The 22180-nt window shown below is 62.8% G+C and carries 22 protein-coding genes; 17 read left to right on the top strand and 5 right to left on the bottom strand.

Features of this window, described 5'->3' with window-relative positions; genetic code table 11:
* Positions 1–134 precede the first annotated feature (134 nt).
* Together IVB07_RS22840 and IVB07_RS22835 are read left to right on the top strand one after the other, a co-directional pair.
* Positions 135–554 (top strand): nuclear transport factor 2 family protein, encoded by a 420-nt coding sequence (locus tag IVB07_RS22840; protein WP_247766688.1) that lies wholly within the window; start codon positions 135–137, stop codon positions 552–554.
* A 178-nt stretch (positions 555–732) separates the two neighbouring features.
* Entirely contained in the window at positions 733–1641 is a 909-nt protein-coding gene (locus tag IVB07_RS22835; protein ID WP_018459290.1) for an amino acid ABC transporter substrate-binding protein, read from the top strand.
* Between the two features lie 212 nt (positions 1642–1853).
* Here the strand turns inward: IVB07_RS22835 and IVB07_RS22830 are convergent, their stop codons facing one another.
* Positions 1854–3065, bottom strand: a complete 1212-nt coding sequence (locus tag IVB07_RS22830; RefSeq protein WP_018459289.1) for an acyl-CoA dehydrogenase family protein — start codon at positions 3063–3065, stop codon at positions 1854–1856.
* A 43-nt stretch (positions 3066–3108) separates the two neighbouring features.
* Positions 3109–4734 (bottom strand): long-chain fatty acid--CoA ligase, encoded by a 1626-nt coding sequence (locus tag IVB07_RS22825; RefSeq protein ID WP_026233773.1) that lies wholly within the window; start codon positions 4732–4734, stop codon positions 3109–3111.
* Between the two features lie 178 nt (positions 4735–4912).
* On the opposite strand from IVB07_RS22825, the gene IVB07_RS22820 reads away from it, so the two are divergent.
* The 4 genes from IVB07_RS22820 to IVB07_RS22805 all read left to right on the top strand — a co-directional run bounded on the left by IVB07_RS22820 (position 4913) and on the right by IVB07_RS22805 (position 8476).
* Complete coding sequence (locus IVB07_RS22820; protein ID WP_247363277.1) at positions 4913–6766, top strand: NAD(P)/FAD-dependent oxidoreductase; 1854 nt, start codon at positions 4913–4915, stop codon at positions 6764–6766.
* Positions 6767–6804: 38 nt separating this feature from the next.
* Complete coding sequence (locus IVB07_RS22815; protein WP_026233772.1) at positions 6805–7623, top strand: lytic murein transglycosylase; 819 nt, start codon at positions 6805–6807, stop codon at positions 7621–7623.
* Positions 7624–7819: 196 nt separating this feature from the next.
* On the top strand, positions 7820–8041 hold the full coding sequence (locus tag IVB07_RS22810; RefSeq protein WP_007592399.1) for a hypothetical protein: 222 nt from the start codon (positions 7820–7822) through the stop codon (positions 8039–8041).
* Positions 8042–8053: 12 nt separating this feature from the next.
* The gene (locus IVB07_RS22805) at positions 8054–8476 is read left to right on the top strand and encodes a hypothetical protein (protein ID WP_018459285.1); all 423 of its coding nucleotides are present in this window, start codon (positions 8054–8056) and stop codon (positions 8474–8476) included.
* Positions 8477–8576: 100 nt separating this feature from the next.
* On the opposite strand, the gene IVB07_RS22800 is transcribed toward IVB07_RS22805, so the two are convergent.
* Entirely contained in the window at positions 8577–8849 is a 273-nt protein-coding gene (locus IVB07_RS22800) for a hypothetical protein (RefSeq protein WP_018459283.1), read from the bottom strand.
* On the opposite strand from IVB07_RS22800, the gene IVB07_RS22795 reads away from it, so the two are divergent.
* The 10 genes from IVB07_RS22795 (at position 8848) to IVB07_RS22750 (ending at position 16782) form a co-directional block, all read left to right on the top strand.
* Positions 8848–9297 (top strand): MaoC family dehydratase, encoded by a 450-nt coding sequence (locus tag IVB07_RS22795; RefSeq protein ID WP_018459282.1) that lies wholly within the window; start codon positions 8848–8850, stop codon positions 9295–9297. The two genes, IVB07_RS22800 and IVB07_RS22795, sit on opposite strands and share 2 nt — an antisense overlap.
* A gap of 62 nt (positions 9298–9359) precedes the next feature.
* The gene (locus IVB07_RS22790) at positions 9360–9872 is read left to right on the top strand and encodes a hypothetical protein (RefSeq protein WP_018459281.1); all 513 of its coding nucleotides are present in this window, start codon (positions 9360–9362) and stop codon (positions 9870–9872) included.
* Between the two features lie 320 nt (positions 9873–10192).
* Entirely contained in the window at positions 10193–11350 is a 1158-nt protein-coding gene (locus IVB07_RS22785) for a LuxR C-terminal-related transcriptional regulator (protein ID WP_018459280.1), read from the top strand.
* A 229-nt stretch (positions 11351–11579) separates the two neighbouring features.
* Positions 11580–12551, top strand: a complete 972-nt coding sequence (locus IVB07_RS22780; RefSeq protein ID WP_018459279.1) for an AraC family transcriptional regulator — start codon at positions 11580–11582, stop codon at positions 12549–12551.
* A gap of 81 nt (positions 12552–12632) precedes the next feature.
* Entirely contained in the window at positions 12633–12881 is a 249-nt protein-coding gene (locus tag IVB07_RS22775; RefSeq protein ID WP_204510928.1) for a hypothetical protein, read from the top strand.
* Positions 12882–13031: 150 nt separating this feature from the next.
* Positions 13032–14150 carry a helix-turn-helix transcriptional regulator gene (locus IVB07_RS22770; protein ID WP_018459277.1) on the top strand — a complete coding sequence of 373 codons (1119 nt, stop codon included), beginning with the start codon at positions 13032–13034 and terminating at the stop codon, positions 14148–14150.
* A 113-nt stretch (positions 14151–14263) separates the two neighbouring features.
* Positions 14264–15382 (top strand): helix-turn-helix transcriptional regulator, encoded by a 1119-nt coding sequence (locus IVB07_RS22765; protein ID WP_026233770.1) that lies wholly within the window; start codon positions 14264–14266, stop codon positions 15380–15382.
* Positions 15383–15612: 230 nt separating this feature from the next.
* A complete protein-coding gene (locus tag IVB07_RS22760; RefSeq protein ID WP_026233769.1) occupies positions 15613–15870 on the top strand; it encodes a hypothetical protein in 258 nt (85 codons plus the stop codon).
* Positions 15863–16039: a hypothetical protein gene (locus IVB07_RS22755; RefSeq protein ID WP_018459274.1), complete on the top strand. Its 177-nt coding sequence runs from the start codon at positions 15863–15865 to the stop codon at positions 16037–16039. The genes IVB07_RS22760 and IVB07_RS22755 overlap by 8 nt, the downstream gene beginning before the upstream one ends.
* Positions 16040–16053: 14 nt before the next feature.
* Positions 16054–16782 (top strand): sulfite exporter TauE/SafE family protein, encoded by a 729-nt coding sequence (locus IVB07_RS22750; protein WP_026233767.1) that lies wholly within the window; start codon positions 16054–16056, stop codon positions 16780–16782.
* On the opposite strand, the gene IVB07_RS22745 is transcribed toward IVB07_RS22750, so the two are convergent.
* Together IVB07_RS22745 and IVB07_RS22740 are read right to left on the bottom strand one after the other, a co-directional pair.
* A complete protein-coding gene (locus IVB07_RS22745) occupies positions 16779–19967 on the bottom strand; it encodes a multidrug efflux RND transporter permease subunit (protein WP_018459272.1) in 3189 nt (1062 codons plus the stop codon). The two genes, IVB07_RS22750 and IVB07_RS22745, sit on opposite strands and share 4 nt — an antisense overlap.
* 150 nt (positions 19968–20117) lie before the next feature.
* On the bottom strand, positions 20118–21359 hold the full coding sequence (locus IVB07_RS22740; RefSeq protein WP_026233766.1) for an efflux RND transporter periplasmic adaptor subunit: 1242 nt from the start codon (positions 21357–21359) through the stop codon (positions 20118–20120).
* 199 nt (positions 21360–21558) lie between these two features.
* Between IVB07_RS22740 and IVB07_RS22735 the strand changes: the two genes are divergently transcribed.
* The gene (locus tag IVB07_RS22735) at positions 21559–22164 is read left to right on the top strand and encodes a TetR/AcrR family transcriptional regulator (RefSeq protein ID WP_018459270.1); all 606 of its coding nucleotides are present in this window, start codon (positions 21559–21561) and stop codon (positions 22162–22164) included.
* Positions 22165–22180 lie beyond the last annotated feature (16 nt).

Below are 22180 nucleotides of genomic sequence, written 5' to 3'. Positions count from 1 at the left end.
CGGAAGGAATTTAGTGCATTCGGCCGCGTTTGGCGGCTCCAGATTGTCGGCAGTGTAGCGACGGAAATGTTCAAAATATATGCACGTATTCCCCGAGAGCGGCGCTAGTATTCGCAAGCCCTGGAGAATGAGCCATGTCCGCTGCCGCAAAAGCCGAAGCCGGCCCGTCGTCCGACGCCGAGATCGTGGAAGCCTATCTCACGGCGTCGATGATCCCCGATCCGGACGCCGCGGCTGCCTATATGGCGCCGGGCACGGTGATCACCTTTACCGGTGGGCGCGAGTTCGATCATCCGCGCGGCCCGACCGCTTTCAACGCCAAGCGCTACCGCTGGGTCAAGAAGAAGATGGACCGTTTCGACGTCTGCCCCGGCGACGGCGAGACCGTGGTCTATAGCGTCGGCACGCTCTACGGCGAATGGATGGATGGGTCCACGTTCGAGGGCAACCGCTATGTCGACCGCTTCGTGGTGCGGAATGGCCAGATCACCAAGATGGACGTCTGGAACGACAGCGCCGAGCGGATCCTGGTCCAGCGCGGCATCGACGCGTAAGCGCCATCCTGGCGCTTGAGCGCCCCGACTCCAGGGGGACAAAAGGCCGGTCCACCCTATCGCAAGCCGCGATAGCTGATAGGTGCAAGCTCGTCTGGCGGCTGCCGCGCGCCTGCGCTATCAACGGCGCGATTGCTGCGCCCGGCATGGGGGCGCAAGCCTCCTCAAGGAGTTCCCGATGCGTTTACCCACCGTTGTCCTGGCCCTCACATGCCTTGCAACTGCCGCCTCCGCCGAAGACCTGTCGGGTACGCTTCAGAAGGTCAAAGAGACCAAGAAAATCACGCTGGGCTACCAGGAGGCCTCGGTCCCGTTCAGTTATCTCGACGGCAACCAGAAGCCGGTCGGCTTTGCCATGGATATCTGCCTCAGGATCGTGGATGCCGTGAAGAAGCAGCTCGGTATACCCGACATCGCCGTCGACACCCTCGCCGTGACATCGTCGAACCGGATTCCGCTGATGGTCAACGGGACGCTCGACCTGCATTGCTCGGCGACCACCAACAATGCCGATCGCCAGAAGCAGGTCGCCTTCACCAACACGCACTTCCTCAGCGCCACGCGATCTGCGGCCAAGAAAGCCGCAAAGATCAACACCATCGACGATCTCAAGGGCAAAGCGGTGACGGCGGTGGCCGGCTCGGTCAACCTGACGCAGCTCGCCAAGGTTAACACCGAGCGCAATCTCGGCATCAATGTGATGCCGGCCAAGGACCAGGCCGAAGCTTTCCTGCTGCTGGAAACCGATCGCGCCCAAGCCTACGCGCTCGACGACGTGCAGCTCGCGGTCGCGATCGCGCGCTCGAAAGAACCACAGCTCTTCATGATTAGCGAGGAGACCTTCTCGAAGCCGGAGCCTTACGGGATCATGCTACGGCGGGAGGACGCGCCGTTCAAGGCGCTCGCCGACCGCGCGACTGCAGAGCTGTACGCGAGCCCGGAGATCGAGGCCCTCTACAAGAAGTGGCTGGAATCGCCGACGCCGCCGAACGGCCTCAATTACAACGTCCCGATGTCGGGCGCCTTGCGCAACGCCTTCAAGAAGCCGAGCTCAAGCTTCGATCCCGATGTGTACGTGGTGAATTGAGTGAGGGCGCCACGGCGCTGGTTGTAATCGGGCTGCGTGTCATCCTGCCCTCGCTCCTTGCGGGAGAGGGCAGCTCCGCTGGTTGATGCAGCTCACTGGGGTGAGGGGTTTGTCTCCGCGGAAGCAGACCCCTCATCCGGCGCTTCGCGCCACCTTCTGCCGCAAGGGGAGAAGGAAAGAGAGCGAGCCGCACGGGCGGAATGCTTGCGACGCTAGGCGTTCGAATATTTCTTCAGCTCGAACCGCGCGATCTGGTTCCTGTGGACTTCGTCCGGGCCGTCGGCGAGACGCAGCAAACGCGCGGTCGCATAGGCCTGGGTCAATCCAAAGTCGTTCGACGTGCCGCCGCCGCCATGGGCCTGGATCGCCCAGTCGATGATCTGGCAGGCCATGTTGGGCACGGCGACCTTGATCATCGCGATCTCCGCTGTCGCCACCTTGTTGCCGACGGTGTCCATCGCGTATGCGGCGTTGAGCGTCAGCAGCCGGGCCTGCTCGATCATGATGCGGGCCTCTGCGATGCGCTCCTGCGTCACCGTCTGCTCGGAAACCGGCTTGCCAAAGGCGACGCGGCTGCGCACCCTCCGGCACATCTTCTCCAGCGTGCGTTCGGAAAGCCCGATCAGCCGCATGCAATGGTGGATGCGGCCGGGGCCGAGGCGGCCCTGCGCGATCTCGAAACCGCGGCCTTCGCCCAGCAGCATGTTCTCCTTGGGGACACGCACGTTGGTGAAGACGACCTCGGAGGCACGGTCGGGCACGCCGTAGAAGCCGAACACGGGCAGGGCACGCTTGACCTCGACGCCCGCTGTGTCCATCGGCACCAGGATCATGGATTGCTGCTTGTGGCGGTCCGCATTGTCGGGATCGGTCTTGCCCATGAAGATGCAGATCTTGCAGCGCGGGTCGGTCGCGTTGGTGGTATACCATTTGCGGCCGTTGATGACGTAATGGTCGCCCTCGCGAACGATCGAGCTTTCGATGTTGGTCGCATCGGATGAGGCGACGGCAGGCTCGGTCATGGCGAAGCAGGAGCGGATTTCGCCTGCGAGCAGCGGCTTCAGCCAGCGCTCCTTGTCCTCCTTCGTGCCATAGCGCTCCAGCACCTCCATGTTGCCCGTGTCGGGCGCCGAACAGTTGAAGACTTCGGGTGCGAGATGCGAGCGGCCCATGACCTCGCAGAGCGGGGCATATTCGAGATTGGTCAGGCCGGCACCGTGGCCGGAGTCCGGCAGGAACAGATTCCAGAGGCCTTCGGCGCGCGCCAGCGGCTTCAGCTCCTCGACGACCGGATAGACTTTCCAGGGACCCAGCTCCTCCGCCTCGCGATAAAAGCGCTCCTCATTGGGATAGATGTGCCGATCCATGAAACTGTCGAGCTTGCGCTTGAGCTCGACGACTTTGGGGGACATCGGGTAGAGCATCTTTGGCCTCCTCGATCGATGGGCGGGGCGATGCGCGGTCGGCTCAAGCGACGCGATACTCTCTGAATTTCTCGCGCAGGGCCGATTTGAGCACCTTGCCGGTGCCGGTCATCGGGAATTCGTCCAGAAATTCGACGGCGTCAGGCATCCACCAGCTCGCGATTTTCGGACGCATGTGGTCGAGCAACGTCTTGCCGTCGACGGTCGCGCCCTTTTTGCGGACGACGAGGAGCAGCGGCCGCTCCTGCCATTTCTCATGGTTGATCGCGACCACGGCGGCTTGCAGCACATCGGGGTGAGACAAGGCCACGTCCTCGAGTTGGATCGAGGAGATCCATTCGCCGCCGGACTTGATCACGTCCTTGGAGCGGTCGGTCAGCGTGACGTGGCCCTGGGGGTCGATTACGGCCATGTCGCCGGTGATCAGCCAGCCGTCGCGGTCGAGGCCTTCGTCGAGTTTCATGTAGCCGGACGCAACCCACGGTCCCCGCGCGCGCAGATGGCCGACGCTCTTGCCGTCACGCGGCAGCTCGTTGCCGCCGTCGTCGACGATGCGCAAGGCGGTGCCGAAACAGGCGCGGCCGGACACCTGGCGGCGCTCGAACTTCTCCTTGTCGTCGAGATGCTCGGAGCCTGGCCGCAAGCCCGGCATCGAGCAGCCCAAGGCTTCAGTCATGCCCCAGGCCTGGACGTAGTCGATGTCATATTCGCGCTTGAGCTTCTCGACCATAGCGCGCGGCGGCGCCGAGCCCGACGACAATGTTGCACGAAGTGTCGAGAACCTGTTGCCGGTGCGCCCGAGCCAGTCGAGCAGGATCAGCCAGAAGCTCGGTACGCCCGCCGACAGCGTCACCTTCTCGCCTTCGAGCAGTTCATAAAGCTTGTCGGGCTCGTAATTGCGACCGGGCAGCACCAGCTTCGAGCCGGTATAGGGCGCGGTGAACGGCATGTTCCAGCCGTTACCGTGGAACAGCGGCGCCATCGGCATCATCACCTCGCGCACGCCTTCCAGGTGCCCGGGCAGGAAGTCGAAATTGCAGGAGACCATGGTCTGCAGGATCGCGGCGCGGTGCGAATAGATCACGCCCTTCGGATTGCCCGTCGTGCCGGAGGTGTAGCAGATGGTGGACGCCGATTTTTCGTCGAACTCCGGCCAGGCGAAGCCGGCGTCGTTCTCGTTCTCCAGCAGCTCCTCGTAGCAATGCACGTTGGCAAGCTTGGTCTGCGGCATCCGCTCGCGCGAGCACATCACGACATAGGCTTCGATCGATGTGAGCTGCGGCGCGATCGCCTCCACGATCGGCAGCGTGGCACGGTCGATGAACAGCAGCCGGTCCTCGGCATGATTGACGATGTAGACGAGTTGTTCGGGAAACAGCCGCGGGTTGATGGTGTGCAGCACATATCCCATGCCCGGCGCGGCGTAGAACATCTCGAAATGCCGGTGCGTATTCCAGGCCAGCGTGCCGACGCGGTCACCGGACATCATGCCGAGCCTCTTGAGCGCCAACGCCATGCGCTTGATGCGCGGATGTGCGTCGGCATAGGTATAGCGATGGATGTCGCCTTCGATCTCGCGAGCGACGACCTCAGCCTCGCCGTGATAGTCGGCGGCATACTGGATCAGGCCGCTGATCAGGAGCGGCATATCCATCATCAATCCCTGCATCGTCTCCTCCGGACCGCCATGTCGCTGCATGACGTACGCTTGTGATGTGCGCTTGAGGTTAGCGGAACGCCACGCGACGTTCACGCAAAAAGCGAGAGACGCGATTGCATGCGTCACTTTTTCAGGGCTAACTGATGCGAGCTGCCGGCGAAGCAGTGTCCGCCGGGGGAGGAAACGGATGTCAGCGCAAAGACACAAGACCGGCGCAGCCGGCGAATCTACAATCGACATTGCCGCACTCCGAGCGCGCTATCGCGACGAGCGCGATCGCCGTCTGCGCGCCGAAGGCAAGGCGCAATATGTCGAAGTGACCGGCGAGTTCGGGCGCTATCTCGACGATCCCTGGGCCAATTCCGGATTTGCCCGCGAGGCCGTCAGCGAACAGACCGAGGTGCTGATCGTGGGCGGCGGCTTCGGCGGCCTTCTGTGCGGCGCGCGACTGCGCGAAGCTGGCATCGATGATTTCCGGGTCGTGGAAAAGGCCGCCGATTTCGGCGGCACCTGGTACTGGAATCGCTACCCCGGTGCGGCCTGCGATACCGAGAGCTACATCTACCTGCCGTTGCTGGAAGAGACTGGCTACATGCCGGTGCGCAAATATGCGCGAGCCCCCGAGATCTACGAGCATTCGCGCCGCATCGGCCGTCATTTCGGCCTCTATGAGCGCGCGCTGTTTCAGACCGTCATCACCCACATGGAATGGCGGGAGCAGGAGGCACGCTGGCTGGTCGAGACAGATCGCGGTGATTGCATCCGCGCGCGCTTCGTCATCCTTGCTGGCGGCCCGCTGAGCCGTCCGAAGCTGCCGGGCATTCCCGGTATCGAAAGCTTCAAGGGACACAGCTTCCACACCAGCCGCTGGGATTACGCCTACACCGGCGGCACGGCCGAAGGTGATCTTAGTGGTCTTGGCGACAAACGCGTCGGTATCATCGGCACCGGGGCCACCGCCGTGCAATGTGTGCCGCATCTCGGCCGCTCGGCCAAGGAGCTCTACGTCTTCCAGCGTACGCCGTCGGCGATCGGCGTGCGCGACGACCGCCCGACGGATCAGAGCTGGGCGCAGGGGCTCAGGCCCGGCTGGCAGCGCGAACGCATGGACAATTTCACCGCCGTGATCTCGGGCGAGCCATTCGAACAGGATCTGGTGCAGGACGGCTGGACCGGCCTGCTCGGCGAGATCCTGCTGGCGCCGCGCCGCCAGCCGCAGCCGGTGACTTCGATCGAGAAGGCGCTCAAGGTCATCGAGCAGGCCGATTATCGCAAGATGGAAGAGATCCGAGCGCGCGTCGATGCGATCGTCAAGGATGAGGCGACGGCTTCGGCGTTGAAACCCTGGTACAAGGCATTCTGCAAACGGCCGTGTTTCCACGACGAATATCTCGACACCTTCAATCGTCCCAACGTGCATCTCGTCGACACCAGGGGACAGGGCGTCGAGCGCATCACCGAGAACGCGGTCGTGGTCGACGGCAGGGCTTATGAGCTCGACTGCCTGATCTATGCCAGCGGCTTCGAGGTCGGCACCGACTACGCCCGCCGCATGGGCTTTGAGGTCTACGGCCGTGACGGCGTGAGCCTGTCGGCGCGCTGGCGCGATGGCGTCAAGACGCTGCACGGCTTCTACAGTCGCGGCTTCCCGAATTGCTTCCTGATCGTCATGGTGCAGGCCGGCCAGAGCGCCAACTTCCCGCACATCATCGACGAGCAGTCGCAGCACATCGCCTATGTGATAGCCGAGGCGCGCAAGCGCAAAGCCCGGACGCTGGAGCCGACGCTCGATGCCGAGAACGCCTGGGTCGAGGAGGTGGTCAAAGCTGCGCTCGGCCGCCAGACCTATCTCGCCGAATGCACGCCCGGCTATTACAACAATGAAGGCGTGTTCGATCCGATCGCGGCGAGAAACAGCCAGTATTGGCGCGGGCCGGTGGCATTCCTGCGGCTGCTGGACAAGTGGCGCCAGGAGGGCAATTTGGATGGACTGGAACTGTCGTATGATCACGCCATGGAGTCGGCGCCTTCGTCCGGGTAAGGTCGGGCATTGGATCACCCAGGGAGAGGACGTCGGACATGATCAGGGGCAGAACTGTAGCTGCGGCGGTTTTTGGGGCGATGACGCTGCTCGGCTGCCTGGCGCCCGCCGCCCACGCCGCGCAATGCGGCAGTTCGTCGGCCGGCTTCGAGGCCTGGAAGAGCGAGTTCAGCGCGGAGGCGCAGGGCAAGGGCGTCGGCCAGACTGCGCTCTCGGCGCTGATGCAGACCAATTACGCCAGTGCCACCATCGCGGCCGACCGTGGCCAGCGCAGCTTCTCGCTGACGCTCGACCAGTTCCTCGCCAAGCGCGGCGCCACCACCATCGTTGCCAAGGGTCGCCAGCTCAAGCAGTCGCAAGCCGCCTTGTTCACCTCGATCCAGCAGCGCTATGGCGTCCCGCCGGGGCCGCTGATCGCGATCTGGGGCATGGAGACCGGGTTCGGCAGCCAGCGCGGCAACCAGAACATGCTCTCTTCGATCGCGACGCTCGCCTATGACTGCCGCCGTCCCGAATTCTTCACTGAGCAGCTCTATGCGGCGCTGAAGCTGATCGATCGGGGCACGCTGTCGGGGGCAACCCGCGGCTCGATGCACGGCGAAGTCGGTCAGACCCAGTTCATGCCCAAGAACATCCTGGCCTACGGCACCGGCAATCTCGAAGTTGCCGCCAATGCGCTGAACTCGACGGCGAATTTCCTCAAGGCCCATGGCTGGCGTGCAGGAGCGGGTTACCAGCCGGGCGAGCCGAATTTCGCTGCCATCGAAGCCTGGAATGCCGCCGGCGTTTATCAGAAAGCGATCGCCCTGATGGGACGGCAGATCGACGAGGGCGGAGGTACGGCCGCCTCGCGCTGACCAGAGCCGCGTTTCGAAGGGGCTCAAGCTTCTTGGTTTTGGCGCGTTTGCTTTATGCGAACCGGCATCCACTTCGCTTGAGAACGCTCCTGCTCAGCAAGGCGTGATGCGCCGGCAAGAGAAAGTTGTTGCCAACTGGAACCGACGGCACGAGGTTTGCTTTGATCGAACAGGGCTGGGCATGAGGAGACTCAACATGGCAACCCAGATCGTGATGGACCAGACTGGCGACACGCGCCACGAGTTTGATCCTGGCAATGCCGAAGCGCTGGCGCGAGCCGAGCGGCGCTTTCGGGAGCTGACCGGAGCGGGCTTCACCGCCGCGCTGCGAACCGGACCTGGCGAAGTCACCCGGATCCGATCGTTTGACCCGACCGCGCAGGAAACGCTGTTCTATCCCCGCCTGGTTGGCGGTTGATCTGAGCTGCTCATGATCGCGGCAGTTTGGCTCCGTGGGCCGGCGCGTGCGCGTCTGCATGCGCTCCGCGAACTCTATCGGCGCTTCTTCGGCGAGAACACGCCGGATGCTCGCGGTCGCCGGCTCCTGGCCGAATGGCTGTCACCGGCGCAGCGCGCCCAATTCGAGCAGCACCGGTATTTCGATGTCGTCGGCGGCGATACCGGCAAGACCTATCGCATCCATTATGGCACCGCCGCCAACGTCCATGAGATCGACGAGGCCGGAAATGCGACGATGGGGTGGTGCTTCGTCCCGTCAGGCTTTCTCGTTCCCGGCGACGTGATGCTCGCACAGAAGATCGCGCTCGAAACCGACGAAAGGGGAGCTCTCGCGCTCGCCAACAGGTTTCCGCCAGCGACGCATTCGGAGCACTTCTACCGGCGGCCGTTCTAGGGCGTGGGCTATCAGTAATGGGTGGAGCGATAGGCATCCACCGCGTGCGCTGCAAAGACGCCGACGCTGCAAAGCGCGAGCAAGGCCGAGATCAGCTCGATCATAGTTCGTCCTCCTGCGGCGGCAGGGCGACGAGGTGCTGACAGCAGGAATAATCCCAGATCAGGTTGAGGAAGAATTGCATGGTGGCCGTCCCTGTATGCTTTTGACAACGAGATAACCGACCATCTGTTTCAGGCGTGTTTCGTCGCATCTGGAAACGGGTTTCTTGGGGAACCCCGGGCTGGTTTGTGCGCTGCGGAGCCGCTACATCCCGCTCTTGCTCAATCCCATTAGCCGCGAGGCGGCGCATCACATTGCGAGGCGAAATCATGGCGCAGGTCGAGTGGTTCGACGATCTCACCATTGGAATGCAGTTCAAATCCCCCGAAGTTCACGTCACCGAGGCCGACATCAAGCGGTTCGCGGCCGAGTTCGATCCGCAGCCGATGCATCTCGACCACGAAGCCGCCAAGCAGACCCTGTTCAGGGGTCTCGCTGCCTCGGGATGGCACACCGCCGCGATTGCCATGAGCCTCGCGATCCAGACCCGTCCGTTCGGCCCGCATCCGCTGATCGGTGCCGGCGTCGACGGGCTGCGCTGGACCATCCCGGTGCGGCCCGGCGACCGCCTGCATCTGGTCGGGGAGGTCATGAGCCTGACGCCATCGAAGTCGAAGCCGCAGGGCATCGCACTGGTGAAATGGACGATGTTCAATCAGAACGGCGAGGAGGTTTACACCTTCACCCCGATCGCGATCGTGCCGCGGCGAACCGCCTGAAGCCCTTGCGGGTCACCGGCAGAGGTGGTCATCTCTGTCCGGGGAACACGCTGGAGGCTGACATGAAACGATATCTTCTCGCCGCCGGGCTCCTGGCAGGCGCCTTGAGCGCAGTCGCTTTGACCGCAAGACCGGTGCAGGCGCAACAATCCAAGGTCGGCGACTGGACCATCGAAAAGCGTATGCAGGACGCGCATTGCAATGCGAGCCGCGGCTACAAGGACAAGGAAGACGAGAACCGGGACTACGTCATCGTCATCACCTATTCCGAGAAGGCGATCGTGATCGTGATGATCTATGACGGTTGGGAGTGGGACAAGGTCGGCGAGATCCTCCGGGCCGATGTCGGCACCGACGACGCCGATATCATGAAGAAGGCGAAGTGGGAGGTCATGGACAAAACTACCGTGCGCGGCATCTTCGAATACGAGCAGTCCATGATGGACCGGCTGTCCAAGGCCAAGCGTCTCTCGCTCGATTTCGAGGACGATGACGACGACAGCATCGAGATGCAGGTGCCGCGTGCCGGTGAAGCGCTGGCGGCATTGAAATTCTGCGAGGAGAATCGCAAGTAAACTGCCGGAGCCGAATGCGAGGCCGGCGGGATCGGTGGCGACAGGGTTCTGCGGTGCGCGCGCTGCCTGACGCATCGCACGCGTGACTCATCGCACACAGTCCGCGCGCTGTTCGCATTTATCCTAGTCTTTGGCGAAAACGTCCAAGCCGCATCCTGCGGTTGACGTTACGCAAGGACGATGTTCGATATTCCAGCATTTCGTTGCAACGTTTTCTCCCAGTCGAAGGCGGCCATTGAACGGCCCGTCTCCTTCGCCAGTCCCCGGATCGCGATCTTTCTCGCACGCCCGAGCCATACGCAGATTGCGTCGTCCGGCCGATGACAATCCTCCACGCAAATCGATTCTCGTCCCTTGTCGGCGAGATCTACGACGCCGCGGTCGATCCCGCGCTGCGCAGCGGGGTGCTGGAACAGGTTTCGCATTTCGTCGGCGGATGTGCCGCGACCATCCTGTCCAGGGACAGAGCCAGGCTCTCGATCGAGATCCACGAGCATTTTGGCACCGAATCCCGCTTCCGCCAGCTTTATCGCGACCGATATGTGGAGCTGGACCCTCTGCTCGATCGCCATTTTACGCTCGTGGCGGAGCAGACGATCGGCGTAGCCGACATCATGCCTCAGGCGGATTTCCTGGCAACGAGCTTCTATCGCGAGTGGGTGGAACCGCAAGGAGCGATAGACTTTGCAACCGTTGCACTCGAGAAGTCGGACACGCGCACCACAATCCTGCAGGTGTTGCGCCACCGGTCGCGCGGAATGGTTGACGAGCCGATGCGTGAGCGCATGCGGCTGCTGGCTCCGCACCTTCAGCGCTCCAGGATCATGGGCCGACAGATCAGGGCACGCTCGCATACCGTGGACGACCTTGCCGAGGTCTTGGATGGGCTGAGCACGGCGATCTGCCTGCTCGACGCAGATGGCCGCGTCGTGCATGCCAACGCAGCATGCCGCGGGCTGTTCGCCGATGCCAGCCTGCTCGCAATGGTCGGCGACCGGATCGTGGCCCGCAACACCCAGACCGACAAAATATTCCGCGGCCTGAGCGAAATCGATGCAGGCAACGAAACTCGTTCCGCCGCCCGCCGTCAGATCGAGCTTGCGACATCAGTCGATGGACAGCATTATCTGCTCCACGCCTTTCCCTTGAAGCGCTATCGCACTCCATCGCGAGATGCTGCAGCCACGGTGCTGTTCGTTCAGAAGGCATCGGCGGCGACATGGCTCGCGGCTGATGCGATTGCGGCGGCCTTCAGGCTGACACCGTCCGAACTGCGTGTTTTAATGGCCATTATCGAGATTGGCGGTGTCCCCGACATTGCGGCAAAGCTCGGCATCGCCGAGACGACGGTGAAGACGCATCTCGGGCGCCTGTTCGAGAAGACCGGCGCCGGCAGGCAGGCCGACTTGGTCAAGATCGCCACCGGCTTTGCCGTTCCATTCGCGCATCGAACGAATGGCGGTGACGACGCCGTGTGATCCATTTCACAAGGCTCGCCGATACGTGCCGCGATCTCAATGCATTGTGATGAGCCCAGCTCCCGTGTCCTCCGAATGCAGGACGCGAGTCATTTGATACTTTCGTATATCGCGATCCAGAAAAGTGAAGAGCAGCAAGCGCCACGAAGAGATGCGACGACGGCGTCAAACGCGAGTGTGAGGAAACGACAGCGCACGGCCGGACCTGCTCGTCGGTTGGAGGATTGCAGTGAGCCAGTTTGATTTTTCCATTATTAATGTTTCGACGAACGAAATTCCCGAAAACGAGCGTATCCCGCTGCTTCGCGATTTCTACTGCCGCGGGGTGTTGAAGGCGGAGGTCGAGGCGAGAGAAGGAAAGCCGGCTACGGCGAGCTTCACGTCCCACGTCTTGCCGGAAGCCCAATTGCTGATCGGAGGATTGTGCGGAGCGCGCGTCAGTCGCACCAAACACCTGGTTGCCGATGGCGACGACAGCCTGGCCCTGATCGTGAATCGATCTGGCGTACTTGGAATATCCGAGCGGGGACACGATCTGAGCCTTCGTGCAGGGGAGGCGGTCCTGACCAGCGCGGAGGACGTCACGACGTTCGAGCGATTGTCGCTGGGTAGCTGCTTCTCCCTACGCGTGCCGAGACGCGTGCTGGCGCCGATGATCGTGGATGTCGATGACGCCGTAATGCGTGTCATGCCGGAGAGCTCGACAGGACTTCGATTGCTGGTCAACTATGCGGAGACACTGGTGCGGGAGAAGGCGTTCGCGACGCCAAATTTGCGCCAGCTCGGGGTCGGGCATCTGCACGATCTTCTGGCAATCGTTCTCGGTGCCACCAACGAGCCCCGGGAGCTGGCCGGGCGGCGCGGCGTGAAGGCGGCACGGCTGCAGAAGGCCAAAGTCTCCATCGCCAACAATTGCTGGCGGCAGGACCTGTCGGTGGCCACAGTCGCCCAGGAGCTCGGCGTGACGCCGCGTTATCTCCAGCGCCTGTTCGAGGCCGACGGCAAGACGTTCTCGTCCTTCGTGATCGAACAACGCGTCAAGCGCGCCCATCGCATGTTGCGGGAACCCGGATACGCCGAGCGGACGGTCAGCTCGATCGCCTACGATGTCGGCTTCGGCGATCTCTCCTATTTTAACCGCTGCTTCCGTCGAACTTATGGCGCCACGCCCAGTGACGTCAGGAGCGGCGAAATGTCGTGACCGCGCACGACTGAGTTTCAAGTCAAATGCCGCTTGGAGACGGCAGGGGCGGGCGTGCGCCGCCCCCAGTTGGAGTGTTGCATGCGCCGTTTTTTCTTTGATCTTATGATCGGCAATATCGTGAAGATCGATCCGGGCGGCATGGTGTTCGAATGCCCCGAAGCGACATTCGTGGTGGCCAACGAGATGGCAAGCCACCTGTTCGTCTGGCGCGACGATTTGCGCGACCGCGATGCCTGCATCCGGGTCAGAAACGCCGACGGGCGCGAGATCTATCGCGCCGCGGTCTGGTCGGAGAATCTGGAGAAGGTCGGCTGGGACGAGATGTGAGCATCCCGGTGCGGTATCGCGACTCTGCATCAGTAGCACCCGAAACGAATATCCGCTCGTTACCGGCCGACGCCTCATCCGATCGGAGGATGCCGCATGCTGTGGTTGTGGTATGCTTGGTGATATTGATCACCCAGGCCATTTATAGCCATGCACGGACCACGGAAACTGCCCGACCTGGTCGAGGCCATCTACGATGCCGGGCTCGATCCCTCGCTGTGGAATAACGTCGTCACCGGCATCCGCGACTTCGTCGGCGGCCAGGCCTGCGGGCTGTTTTCCAAGGACTCGATCAGCAAATTCGGCGTCACGCACTATTATTGCGGGGCGGACCCGCACTACATCCGGCTCTATTCCGAGACGCATTCGAAGTTCGATCCGCTGACGGTCCTGCCGCCGCATGGCCAGATCGTCAGCATCCCGGATCTCGTCAATTTCGATGAATATCGGCGAGGACGCTTTTACCAGGAATGGATGCGGCCGCAGGGTTGCAGCGATGCGGCTAACGTCGTGCTCGAGAATTCGAATGCGAGCTGCCCCGTGATGATGACGGTGCTGTCGGGCCGCCGGATGGTGGATCCGGTGATGAAGCAGCGCCTCTCGCTGATCTTGCCGCACGCCAGCCGAGCGTTGCTGATCAACCGCGCCATGACCTCGCAACTGACGCTGGCGACGGCGTTGGCGGAGGTCCTGGACAATTTGGCCTGTGGCATCTTCCTGCTCGATGGCTTCTGCCGGGTGGTGCACGCGAATTCCGCAGGGCACGCCTTGCTTGCGGCCGACGATCTGGTTCGGTCCGTTGCCGGGCAATTGGTGACCAGCAGTGCGGAGGCCAATCAGACACTGTGGGAAGCGTTCGCGACCCGCCATGAAATTGCGCTGCTTGCCGCAAAGGGGCACGCGTTTTCGCTGCTTTCGCCTTCGGGCGAGCGCTACGTCGCGCACATCCTGCCGCTGTCGTCCGTCCTGCGGGACGGCAGCGAGCGGGTGGTCGATGCCGTCGGTGCGCTGCTGCTGCGTAAGGTATCGCTCGGCGGACAGTCCTATGGCGAATTGATCGCGCGGACATTCGACCTTACGCCGGCCGAGCTGCGCGTGTTCCTGTCGATCGTCGAGGTTGGCGGCGTCCCGGAGACGGCGGTCGCGCTTGGTATCGCGGAAACGACGGCGAAGACGCATCTGCATCGCGTGTTCGCCAAGACGGGCGTTTCGCGTCAGGCCGATCTCGTTAAGCTCGCGGCAGGATTCTCCAATCCGCTTGTGAATTAGACTGTTGAATTTTGCCTTCACGATTGAACCTTTCGCTCCCGCGAAAGACTCACGGAAGCCGCCAGGCATGAAGAACATTTCGCCATCTCCATGTGTCACCATTGGCTCTTCCGATGCCCCGACCTCCAAAACCGTCCGAGTTGATCGAGACTATCTATGACGCGGGTCTCCACCCGGAGTTGTGGAGCGAGGTCGTTGTCAAACTCAATGCCTTCATTGGCAGCCAAGCCTGTGGTCTGATTTCGAAGGACCCGGTCAGCAAATCAGGCGCGACGCATTATTATTGCGGGGTCGATCCGTACTACATTCAGCTCTATGCGGAGACCTACTCCCGATACGACCCGCTTGCTCGGCTTCCGCGCTATGGCGAGGTGCGCAATATCCCTGATCTCGTGGATTTCGACGAATACCGCCGCGGCCGCTTCTACCAGGAATGGCTGCGCCCCCAGGGCTGCGTCGACGTCGCCAACGTGGTGCTGGAGCAGTCGAAGTCGCCGTGTCCGATGCTAATGACCGTGATCCCGGGCAGGGAGATGCTCGGCGCGGAACAGCGGGCGCGAATGCAGTTCCTGGCTCCGCATGCGAGCCGGGCGCTGTTGATCAACCGGGCGATCGAGCGGAAGCAGCAGCGCGCGGTCGCGCTTGCCGACGTCGTGGACCGACTGAATGCCGGTGTCATCCTGCTCGATTCGACCTGTCATATCATCCACAGCAATCCGGCCGCGGCGATGATCCTAGACGTCGACGATGTCCTGCGGTCTGTCTCGGGCAGGTTGGTGGCAAGATCTTCCGCTGCTAATTCAGCCTTGCGCGATATTTTCCGTGACACCAGCGAGGTCGCGTTGGCGGCATCTTCGGGACGGAAAATTCCGTTGATGTCGCATGACGGTTCCTACTACGTCGCGCAAATCATCGCGCTGCCATCATTGCTGCGCGACGGGGTGGCCGAGCGCAGTTCGGCAGTGGGAGCCCTGTTCATCTGGAAAGCGGAACTCGACGGCCGCTCGTGTGCCGGGCTCATTGACCGCACCTTCGAGCTCACGCCTGCCGAACTGAGGGTCTTGCAGTCAATCGTCGATGTCGGCGGCGTGCCGGAGACGGCGGTTGCGCTCGGTATCGCCGAGACGACGGTGAAGACGCATCTGCATCGCGTGTTCGCCAAGACCGGCGTTTCTCGTCAGGCCGATCTCGTCAAGCTCGCAGCTGGATTTTCCAATCCGCTCGTGCACTGAGACGCGTTCAAAAACGCAGGCGAGTCGCCGTAGCTCGCAATAGGTTCAATCACAAGCATCATTAGAAAGTTATCGCACGTCGTTCGATCGAATGACGCGATTTTCCGCGTTGTCTTCTACTAGACGTCACACGATCTGTTGTTCGACCTACCAGACATTTTTGTGAAGCAACTCACTGCGAGCGGAAACGAATTCCGTCAATCTCTCGTGCAGGTTGAGAGGAGATTGTCATGCGGACGGCGTCACCAGTTCTGACAGGAAGATTCCGCGATATCGTCGCCCGCATGGGCGCGGTACTCCGCGCGCAGCGGGAAATCGACGCGGAGCGCGTGTTGCGGCGCTATCGCCACCTGCTGGACCAGCCGCACGAAGCGCCGTCTTTGAATGAAATTATTCCCGTTTCCCGTGAAGAGGATATCTTTGAAAATGCCAACGGAGTTGATCCGCGCGAGCGCACGAGCGACCACCCCAAATTCGAACGTGCGTAACGCCAGCATCGTCGCAATCGCGCTGACGGCAGCGCTCGTCGCTCTCCAACTGGTCGGCCTCGCGATGCTGGAGCGATCTCATGCTTACGCGCAGCCGTCGGTTCCACTCGTGCCGGCCGTTTGCACCGAGAGCGCCGATGTCCCCGTCTCGCAAATTCCCTACGATTGATCGGAGGGCAAATTGTGCCTGATGTCACGACTCTGATGCTGCTCAGCGTTGCCGTGTTCGCCGGCGCCTTTGTCTCCGGACTCTCGGGATTTGCCTTTTCCGCGGTAGCGGGCGCCATCCTGCTCCGGGTGTTTCAGCCGCTCGAAGCCGTACCGCTGATGATGGCGTGCAGCATCGGCGTGCAGGCCACCAATCTGTGGTCGCTTCGGCGCAATATCCGCTGGGAAGGCAGTCTGCTGCTGATCGTCGGCGGCTTGATCGGCGTTCCCATCGCGGTGTCGCTGCTCCAGAGCACCGATACGCATCTGCTCCGGCGCGGCTTCGGCATTATCGTTGCGCTCTATGCGGCCTACATGCTGCTGCGGCCGACGCTGGTGACGGCCGGCGAGGCGGTCGGGCGGCACTGGGTCGCGTTGATCGGGTTCGGTGGAGGACTGGTCGGCGGACTGACCGCGATGCCGGGCGCGATCCCGACGATCTGGTGCGACATGCGCGGCATGCCCAAGAGCGAGCAGCGCGGCCTGGTGCAGCCGTTCATCGCCGCGATGCAGCTGTTCGCGATCGCGCTGCTGTTCGGACATCTGGATCTGTCGTCAAAGGTCTTGGTCGATCTCGCGGTTAGCCTGCCGGCGCTGTTCGCAGGCTCCGCGCTGGGCGTGATCGCGTTCCACAGGGTCAACGAGACGGTCTTTCGCAAGACCGTGCTCGTTTTGTTGTTGCTGTCGGGGATTTCCCTGATTTAGTGCCCGACGGGTTGCACCGGCGCCGCGCTGGTGTCGCTGCCGTGATGCGTCAGCGGCTTCATGCCAGTGACGGTCCGCAGCAGCACATAGAACACCGGCGTCAGGAACAGGCCGAATACGGTGACGCCGATCATGCCGGAGAACACGGCGACGCCCATGGCGCGCCGCATCTCCGAGCCGGCCCCGGTCGAGAGCACCAGCGGCAGCACGCCCATGATGAACGCCATCGACGTCATCAGGATCGGGCGCAACCGCAGCCGGCTCGCCTCGATTGCGGCCCGGATCGGGGTGCGGCCTGCGAATTCGAGCTCGCGCGCGAATTCGACGATCAGGATCGCGTTCTTGGCCGAGAGTCCCACCAGCACGATCAAGCCGATCTGGGTGAAGACGTTGTTATCGCCCTTGGAGATCCAGACACCGAACATAGCAGCCAGCAGACCCATCGGCACGATCATGATGATCGAGAGCGGCAAGGTCAGGCTCTCATAGAGCGCGGCCAGCACCAGGAACACCAGGAGGATCGCCAGCGGAAACACCCACAGTCCGGAATTGCCGGCGATGAACTCCTGATAGGTCAGGTCGGTCCATTCGAAGGCAAAGCCGGGCGGCAGCGTCTCCGCCGCGATCCGCGTCGCGACCTCCTGCGCCTGTCCGGAGGAGAAGCCGGGAGCAGCCGCCGCGTTGATATCGGAGGACAGGAAGCCGTTGTAGCGGATCGCCCGCTCGGGTCCCGCGCTCTGGCGAACGCTCAAGAGCGCCGAGAGCGGCACCATGTCGCCCGAGGACGAGCGCACCTTCAACTGCCGGATGTCGTCGGCGCGGGCGCGGAACGGCGCGTCGGCCTGCACCCGGACCGAATAGGTGCGGCCAAACTTGTTGAAGTCGTTGACGTAGTAGGAGCCCAGGTAAATCTGCAGCGTGTTGAACACCTCCGTCACGGGCACGCCCAATTGGAGCGCCTTGGTGCGGTCGATGTCGGCGAACAGCTGGGGCACGTTGACCTGGAAGCTCGAGAACACGCCGGCGATCTCCGGCGCCTTCTGCATCGCCGCCATGAACGCCTTGGTCGCCTCGTTCAGCGCCTCATAGCCGAGACCGGCACGGTCCTCGATCTGCAGCTTGAAGCCGCCGATGGTGCCAAGGCCGTTGACCGGCGGCGGCGGGAACATGGCGATGAAGGCTTCCTGGATGCCGGCATATTTCTTGTTCAGCTCGGCCGCCAGCGCGGGGCCGCTGAGCGAAGGATCCTTGCGCTCGTCGAACGGCTTGAGCGTGGAGAACACGATGCCGGCATTGGAGGAGTTGGTGAAGCCGGCGATCGACAGGCCCGGAAAGGCGACCGAACTCTCGACACCTGGCTGGGTCAGCGCGATGTCGCTCATCTTGCGGATCACCTCTTCAGTGCGATCGAGCGCTGCGCCGTCGGGCAGCCGCGAGAAACCGACCAGATACTGTTTGTCCTGGCCCGGCACGAAGCCGCTCGGCACCTGCTGGAACAGAAGCGCGGTCACGCCGACCAACACCACATACAGTCCCATCACTGCGGCCTTGCCTGATATCACCTTGGTGACGGTGCCGCTGTAATTCTCCGACGAGCGTGTGAACACCTTGTTGAAGCCACGGAAGAACCAGCCAAGGCCCTTTTCCATGATGATCGTCAGCCGGTCCTTCGGCTCATTGTGTCCCTTGAGCAGCAGCGCCGACAACGCAGGCGACAGCGTCAGCGAATTGATGGCGGAGATCACGGTCGAGATCGCGATCGTCAGCGCGAACTGCTTGTAGAACTGCCCGGTGAGGCCGGAGATGAAGGCGAGCGGCACGAACACCGCGATCAGCACCATCGCAATCGCGATGATCGGCCCCGACACTTCGCGCATCGCCTGGTAGGTGGCGTCGCGCGGCGACAGCCCTCCCTCGATGTTGCGTTCGACGTTCTCGACTACGACGATGGCGTCGTCGACGACGATGCCGATTGCGAGCACGAGCCCGAACAGGCTGAGCGCGTTGATCGAGAAGCCGAACACGTGCATGACCGCGAATGTACCGACGATCGACACGGGCACCGCCAGCAGCGGAATGATCGAGGCGCGCCAGGTCTGCAGGAACAGGATCACCACCAGCACCACCAGCGCGATCGCCTCCAGCAGCGTGTGAATGACGGCCTCGATCGAGGAGCGCACGAACTGGGTGGGATCGTAAACGATCTGGTAGGACACGCCTTCCGGCATATTCTTCTTGATCTCGGCCATGGTGGCACGGACATGATCGGAGATCTCCAGCGCGTTGGAGCCGGGCGCCTGGAAGATCGGAATCGCCACTGCCTGCTTGTTGTCGAGTAGCGAGCGCAGGCCGTATTCGGACGCGCCGAGCTCGATGCGGGCGACGTCGCGCAAGCGCACGACTTCGCCACGCGTACCGGTCTTGACCACGATGTCGCCGAATTGCTCTTCGTTCGCAAGCCGCCCTTCCGCGTTGACGGACAGCTGCAGGTCGATGCCCTTGACATTCGGGGAGGAGCCGACCACGCCGGCAGCGGCCTCGACGTTCTGCGCCTGGATCGCCTTGACGATGTCGCTTGCGGTGAGCCCGTGTTCGGCAGCCTTCTGCGGATCGACCCAGACCCGCATCGAATAGTCGCCGGCGCCATAGAGCTGGACGTCGCCGACGCCGTCGATCCGTGCAAGACGGTCCTTGACATTGAGCACGGCGTAATTGCGCAAATACGTCATGTCGTAGCGGCCGGTGGGCGACAACAGATGCACGACCATGGTGAGGTCGGGCGACGACTTCTTGGTGATGATGCCGAGCTGCCGCACCACGGCGGGCAGGCGCGGCTCGGCCTGCTGCACACGGTTCTGCACCAGCTGCGTCGCCTTGTCAGGATCGGTGCCGAGCCGGAATGTCACCGTCAGCGTCATCGCGCCATCGGTGGTCGCCTGGCTTGACATGTACAGCATGCCTTCGACGCCGTTGATCTGCTCTTCGATGGGAGTCGCCACCGTCTCGGCGATCACCTTGGGATTGGCCCCGGGATAGGTCGCGCGCACGAGGACGGAGGGCGGCACGACATCGGGATATTCCGAGATCGGCATCGCGAACAGCGAGATCAGGCCGGCGAGGAAGATCAGGACCGAGAGCACACCGGCAAAAATCGGACGATCGATGAAGAACTTCGAGAGATTCATGGCTTTGCCCCTGCGCGAGAGACGACCCTCCCGCCATTCCCGGGCGCGGGAAAAGCCCGCAAATCCGGAAATCCAGAAGTGATGTCTTGGTAGTTCAACAAATTCGACATTCCGGCTCGCGCTGCCCGCGCGCTCCGGAAGCGGAGAATGCTAGCGTTGCACCACCTCCTGTTTGCTGTGGTTGGAGGCCTGCTGCGGCCCGCGCGCGCCCATCGACGCGATCTCCGTCTTGAGCAGGGCGCCGGGACGCACGCGCTGGATGCCGTTGACGATAATGCGATCGCCGGTCTTCAGTCCCGCCGTCACGATACGCAACCCGTCGACCGAGCCGCCGAGGGTGATCGGCCGGTAGACCGCGCGGCTGTCGTCGCCGACCGCCATCACGAACTTCTTGTCCTGGTCGGTACCGATCGCGCGCTCGTCGATCATGACCAGCGATTGCTGCTTGGGCTGGCCCATGCGCACGCGGGCGAACTGGCCGGGGATGAGACGCCCGTCCTCGTTTCTGAACACCGCGCGGACACGGATGGTGCCGCTCTGGCCGTTGACCTGGTTGTCGATGAGCTGGATGTGGCCCTTGGCCGAGAGGCCGCCTGAGGTCGTCATCTCCACCGGGATCTGGTCCAAATTGCCGCGCTTGCCGGAGACATCTGCGATCGAGTTCAGCGCCCGCAGCACCACCTCCTCATCCGCATCGAACGACGCGTAGATCGGATTGACCGAGACCAGCGAGGTCAGCACGGGGGAGGCGGTGCCGGCGGCGACGAGATTGCCGACGGTGATTTCGATCTTGCCGACGCGGCCGTCCACGGGTGCACGTACCTCGGTGTAGTCGAGATTAAGCTTTGCGGTCTGGAGCGTCGCCTCGGCTGCCTTCACGTTGGCGATGGCCTCGCGGTTGGCGTTGTCGCGCTGGTCGTAGTCGCGCCGCGTCACCACGGCGTTGCCGACCAGCTGCGCGCCGCGCTCAAGTTCATTCTGCGTGAACACGACGCGCGCTTTCGCAGCTTCGAGCTGGGCCGCGGCCTTGTCGACCTCGGCTGCGTAGGGCGCCGGGTCGATCTTGAACAGGATGTCACCAGCCTTCACCAGCGCGCCTTCGATGAAGTTGGCCGACAGGATCGCGCCGGCCACGCGCGGGCGAAGCTCGACGCGTTGAATGGCCTCGAGCCGACCGGAGAAATCGTCCCACAGCACGGTCTGCTTTGGTTCGATCAGCGCGACCGTGACAGGGACGGCTTGCTCGGCCGCGGCGGTCGCGGTCGCCTGCGCGGCACGAAAGTAATGGCCGGTCGCGATCGAGCCGGCTACGGCGAGAGCGCCCACGATGGCGACGCCGCCCAGAAGGCGGCGGACATGGCCGGGGCGAGAGGTATTTTGGGAGGGGGGCATTTGCGCTCCAGATATGTAGTGTTCACTACAGATGTGGAGCTGGATACCGCAGCGCAAGATACTTATGTACCATTCGCTAAGAAAATTGTAGCGGTTTACCGCAAGAATTGGCAAGTGGAAGAGAAAATAAAGCGAGAACAAAGAGATAGGGTCCGGCGTTAGGGTCAGGGACGACGCCGATTTCGAGGAGAACAGGCAAATGGGCATGGGACGCCCCCGCGAATTCGACGCCGAAACGGCGTTGGACCAGGCGATGGAAGTGTTTTGGCGCCATGGCTATGAGGGTGCCACGATCGCTCAGTTGACCGAAGCCATGGGGATCAATCCGCCCAGCCTCTATGCCTGTTTCGGCAACAAGGAAGGGCTGCTGAAGGCCGCGCTCGACCGCTATACCAAACTGCGCACCGTCTGGATGGACGAGGTCGTGGCGGCACCCACCGCCCGCGACGTCGCCGAACGGATGCTGATGGGCATCGCCGACAAGCAGACCGATCCCGCCAACCCGCCCGGTTGCCTGCTCGTGCAGGGCGGCATTGCATGCGGCACCGGATCAGAAAGCGTCCCCTTCGAACTCGCCGCCCGGCGCGCCCAGAACGAGGACCAGCTTCGCGATCGTTTTGTTCGCGCCAAGGCCGAAGGCGATCTCAAGCCGACCTCGGATCCCGCGGCACTCGCGCGCTACGTTTCGGCCGTCTCGGTCGGCATGGGCGTGATGGCGTCCTCAGGCTCCGACCGCGAGGCATTGCAGCAGGTCGCGAGCGTGGCGGTGCAGGCGGTCGAGGCGCAGTCGACTGCAAGAACATGACGAGCGTTGTCGTCTT

Source organism: Bradyrhizobium sp. 172, assembly GCF_023101065.1.
Taxonomy (GTDB): domain Bacteria; phylum Pseudomonadota; class Alphaproteobacteria; order Rhizobiales; family Xanthobacteraceae; genus Bradyrhizobium; species Bradyrhizobium canariense_D.
Note: the sequence above shows the minus strand (reverse complement) of the source record. Positions and strands in the feature narration are given on the sequence as shown.